This window comes from Streptococcus sp. 21.1, from assembly GCF_016648635.1.
Lineage (GTDB): Bacteria > Bacillota > Bacilli > Lactobacillales > Streptococcaceae > Streptococcus.
Genome location: NZ_JACLQL010000022.1, coordinates 1 through 5,264, shown reverse-complemented (window position 1 = coordinate 5,264; position 5,264 = coordinate 1). Strand labels below are relative to the sequence as shown.

The 5,264-nt window shown below is 39.2% G+C and carries 2 protein-coding genes; both read right to left on the bottom strand.

Going from position 1 to position 5,264, the window contains the following annotated elements; all coding sequences use genetic code 11:
- Positions 1 to 145 precede the first annotated feature (145 nt).
- Positions 146 to 3,007, bottom strand: a complete 2,862-nt coding sequence (locus H7U01_RS09855; protein WP_064524598.1) for a glucosyl transferase — start codon at positions 3,005 to 3,007, stop codon at positions 146 to 148.
- A gap of 266 nt (positions 3,008 to 3,273) precedes the next feature.
- A partial coding sequence (locus tag H7U01_RS09850; protein WP_201041514.1) for a glucosyl transferase occupies positions 3,274 to 5,264 on the bottom strand: 1,991 nt, incomplete at its 5' end.

Below are 5,264 nucleotides of genomic sequence, written 5' to 3'. Positions count from 1 at the left end.
GTTTATAGTATATAAAGCAAAGCCTAAAGTTTTCTTAAAGCAGACAAAAATTATTTTCGTGGATTTTAAAAAGGAAGTTAAAATTAATCAACTTCCTCTAGTATAGATATCTGCGAGAAAAACTTAGTCTATTTTACTAAAATCCTTATAATTGCTTCGCACGCCCAATTTCATCAAAGTGATAAGTCACACCATTGATGGTACGTGTTTGGTTGGTGACGAGCTCACCAGAGTTTTCGTCATAATAACGAGTTCCCTTGTAGTCTGTAACGAAATCGCCCTTAACTTGTTTACCTTCATAATCAAAGTAGAGGTGTTGACCATTGATGACTTGATCAAATAGAAGAGCCTTTCCATCGTTACCGAAGTAGTACCAGTGTCCATCTGCATAGACGAATTGGTTGGTTACAGCAGCTCCAGTCTCAGCATCGAAGTAGTAAGTTGGGTTGTCTTCTGCTCTATTTGGGAAGGAAATATAAAAGTAAGGTCTAGCTAATTGTCCACGAACTTGTTCGTTTGTTTCGTATTTGTTCATTGGATTGTTAGAGAAGAAATAAAGCTTACCATCAATTTCTTTAAGGCCCTTTGCTTTTTTTCCGTCTTCCTCTATATAGTACCAACGACCATAAGATTTAACAAAACCAGTTTTTTTCACAGCTTCGCCAGTTTCGTCATCATAGTAAGGTGGCTCTTGGTATACGTTAAAGGAACCACGAAGAACTCTACCATATCGACCAACATAGTAATCCTTACCATCAATAGTTATATTCCCAGTTCGTCCATTACTGCTAATGTAGTATAAATCGTCACCAATCTTAATAAACTGATCACGAGGGAGTTCTTTTCGTGCTCCACTATCTTTATCGTAGTAGTAACCATCTAGAACAGTATCTTTAGCTTGTACACCATTATAGTCAAAGTAAACGTGTACCCCATCGATGGTTTGTGAGCCTTTAAGGATATTACCTTCTGCATCTGCATAGTACCATTTACCATCATGGCTAAAGTATTGACCTTTTACAAGAGCTCCAGAATTTTTATCATAGTACTTAACTGGGCTAGTATAGGAGTTTGCTTTAACCGCATGCCCATTACTATCGGTAAATTCTCCTTTAATTTGATTACCATAATATGGATCAAAGTGAACCTGTACCCCGTCGATGGTTTGATCGCCTTTAAGGATTTTTCCTTCTCCATTAAGATAGTACCAGTTATCGTTGATGTAAACGTAGCGATTGGTACCAAGGTCTATTTTAGCACCAGAATCTTTGTCGTAGAAGTAGCCATCATTACCAAAGACACCTTTGGCTTGTTTACCATCATAAGGGTCAAAGTATACAGGAACATTGTTAATGGTTTGAGAACCTTTAAGCCGTTTACCGTCATTGCCTACGTAGTACCAGTCTTTGTCGACTTGGACATAACTATTGATTACGAGAGCACCAGTAGTACTGTTATAATATTTTTTGTTACTTGCGAAATTTCCCTTAACCTGAGCGCCAGTTTTTTCGTCAAAGAAGTATTCAATGTTGTCGATGACGGTCGCTCCTTTAATAGCCTTACTATCTGCTCCAATGAAGTAGGTCTTGTCATTAACGGTAACGAAACGATTAGTAACTAAAGTTCCAGAGTCTTTATCGTGAAATTGATTTTTATAGTCAAAATCTCCTTTAACTTGTTTACCTCCATATTCAAAATAAACGTGAGCTCCATCAATAATGTGTTCACCGGTTAAAATTTTTCCATCGTTACCGACATAGTACCAATTGTCTCTGATTTGAACATAACGATTGGCACCAAGATCAACACGATTTCCGTCCTGATCGTAAAAGTAACCATCGTCAGCAAAATTGTCGAAAACCTGGCTTCCCTCGTAGGTATCGAAGTAGACTTGTTTACCGTCAATTGTTTGAGGACCAGTTAACCGAATTCCTTGGTCGTTAACATAATAACGTTCATTTCGATGTTTGTAAGGATTATAAGCGATAACATATTGATTGGTGGCAAGAGCACCAGTATCCTTATCGTAGTATCGAGATTTATTATCCCCCTCATCTTTGACAAAATATCCTTTGACTTGAGCTCCGTATTGTCGGAAGTAAACCTTAACACCATCGATGGTTTGTGGTCCCTTTAAAATAGCACCATCATTTCCAGCATAGTACCATTCCCCGTTTAATTCGAAATAGCGGTTTGTTCCGAAATCCACTTGTTTACCATATTTGTCATAATAACGGCCATCAGGAGCAAAATTGTTTTTAATTAGTTCACCATACTGCTCAAAATAATACCACGCTCCATTAACTTCTTTAGAACCAATTGCCTTATTACCATTTTCATCAACGTAATAGGTTCTACCATATTCTTCAACAAATTTATTAGTAACAAGAGCACCAGAGTCTTTGTCATAATAGTGACCGTCCCAGCCAAATCCCCCTTTAACCTGAACACCGCCTGGATTGAAGTAGACCTTAACGCCATCAATAGTTTGTGGTCCAGTCAGGTCTTTACCGCTAGCATCTTTGTAATGCCAGTAGCCTTGGTCGTCGCTATAGTATTGACCACCAGTGACGTTTGTTTCATTAGGTACTGAAGCTGTCTCGCTGGCAGCTCGGTCTGTAGTTACGGCTTCACGTGTTTGGCCTGCAACTGATTCTGTAGGAGTTTGGCTTTCGTTTGCAGTTGTTGAGGCAGTTTCACTGACAACTTCAGAGCTTGCAGCAGAAGTTGTGGCTTGTTCTGAGACATTTGTAGTGCTTTGAGTGGTGCCTAAATTTTCAGTAGTAGCAGGAGCTTCGACAACCTTAGTTTCTACGAGGTCTGCGGTAGTTTCCACATTTGCAGTGGTAGTAGCGTTCACATCAAGGTTTGATGAGTTATCAGCTTTAGCTTCCTCAGCGAAGGCAGGCTTTGCGATGAGGGCAAAACCTGCAAGAGCAGTTGCACATGAGAATGCAATCAGACGTTTTTTGGACTTAGGTCCAGTAAAATTAGAATGTACTTTCATACTTTTTCCTCCATTTCCTAAGTCCTATTATAGCGCTATTTTAGAGACTTTCAAGAAAATATAAGAAATTTAGACAAAAATAAGAAAACGATTACATAGGAAAGCGAGTAAATGGCAAATGTCACAATTTTTGCAATCATAGGAACTTAAAAAATAAAAAAATCCAGGACCTGTGCCCTGGATAAGGAGATTATGAAAAAGAAAAGTTTTAGGATGATTATAGTATATAGAGCAGAGCCTAAAGTTTTCTTAAAGTAAGGAATAGCTTAAACTTTAGTCGCGTTACCATTTTCATCAAAATGATAAGTTACACCTTTGATAGTACGTGTTTGGTTAGTGACGAGTTCACCAGAGTTTTCATCGTAGTAGTGACCATCTGGTGCAAAAGCGCCTTTAACTTGTCTACCATGATTTTTATCGAAGTAAAGTTGTTGTCCATTAATCTGAACGGCACCAGTAGCTGCTGAACCATCCGCATAGAAGTAGTACCAGTAATTACCCCATTGATAGAAACGATTTTTAATTGCTCTACCGTCATGACCGAAGTAGTAGATTTTACCATCGATGTAATTAATACTGTCTTGCCACATGTCACCCAGTTGGGTGTACTTATAGGCACCTCCTCGACGGAAGTAATATAAATCACCATTGATTTCATGAAGTCCAAGGACTTTGTTACCTTTCTCGTCAAGATAGTAAGTTAAGCCTCTGTTATCTTTAACAAACCCAGCTTTGGTTACTTTGCGACCATTATCTTTATCGTAATAGTACTCAGGCATATAGACGCCATCTTGACCAAATCCTCCTTTAGCTTGTACCCCTCGATAGTTGAAGAAGACATCTTGTCCATCGATATTTCGAGCTCCCTTGACTGGCTTACCGTCTTTACCTACATAGAACCAATTACCCATGTATTCAACATAACGATTGGTTACAAGATTTCCAGAATTAATATCGTAGAATGCGTATAAATCACCGTAGGAATCACCATAAGCACCTTTAACCTGTTGACCATTGTCGCGGAAAAATAACTTTTGACCGTTAATGATTTGAGCACCAGTGAGGTTGTCTCCATTTACGTTCTTATAATACCAGTTTCCATTATCGTCGCTATAATAACCATTTGGGTTAGGAGCATCCATACCTACGCCGTTTTCATCAAATCGATAGGTCATACCATTAATTGTTAGAGTGGTGTTAGAGACGCGTGCTCCAGAATTAGGATCATAGTAGCGAAGAACACCATTGTCGAGAACAAGCTCTCCCTTAGCTTGACGACCATTAGCATATAGGTAAACGATTTGACCGTCTATATTGACTTCACCATCTTGAGGACGAATAGCATTTCCATCTGCACCATAATAGTACCAGCCATCATTTTCTTGGACATAGCGATTTTTAACGGCTTGACCAGTAACTGAGTCAAAATAGTAGCGACGGGTAATATTAGTAGGGGTACCAAAACCATAAGTATGTGGTGAATTTTGCCCTTCTTCTAGTAAAATGCTGATTCCTTTTTGTAGGACGCCGGTATCAACAGGAGAGGCAGCTTCACGTGCTTTGAAATAGTAGATATTAGCATCAATTTCACGTATTCCTGTAAATTTAGAACCATCGTTCTTGATGTAAAAGGTTTGGCCTTTTTTATTCTGAACTAGACCTTCTTTTCGGACCCTTGCACCAGAGTTAGAGTCGTAATAGAAAGTTTGATCTGGATAGCTATAGTCCTCTCCGCTAAAGTCACCTTTGATTTGAACACCTTTATAATCGAAGTAGACTTCTTGACCATTGATAGTTTGTTCTCCAGTGAGTGGATAGCCATCTTTACCTAAATAGTACCAATTACCTTGGGATTCAAGGTATCGATTCGTCCATAGTTGCCCAGTATCAACATCGTAGTAACGAAATAGATTATTATTCCTATCGAGTAAAGGCCCCTTAACTTGTTGCCCATTACTGCGGAAATAAACATTTTGGCCATCGATAGTCTGTTCGCCTACGAGGTTTTTACCACTGGCATCTTTATAATACCAGTTGCCTTGGTCATCACTATAGTATTGACCACCAGTGACGTTTGTTTCATTAGGTACTGAAGCTGTCTCATTGGCAGCTCGGTCTGTAGTTACAGCATCACGTGTTTGGCCTGTGGCTGATTCCGCAGGTGCTTGACTTTCGCTTGCAGTTGTTGAAGCTGTTTCACTGGCAGTTTCAGAACTTGCTGTAGAAGTTGAGGCTTGTTCTGAGACATTTGTGGTGT

Bases quoted from the DNA above. Each gene is read 5' to 3' on its own strand.
- H7U01_RS09855 (WP_064524598.1), bottom strand. From the start codon at position 3,007: ATGAAAGTACATTCTAATTTTACTGGACCTAAGTCCAAAAAACGTCTG.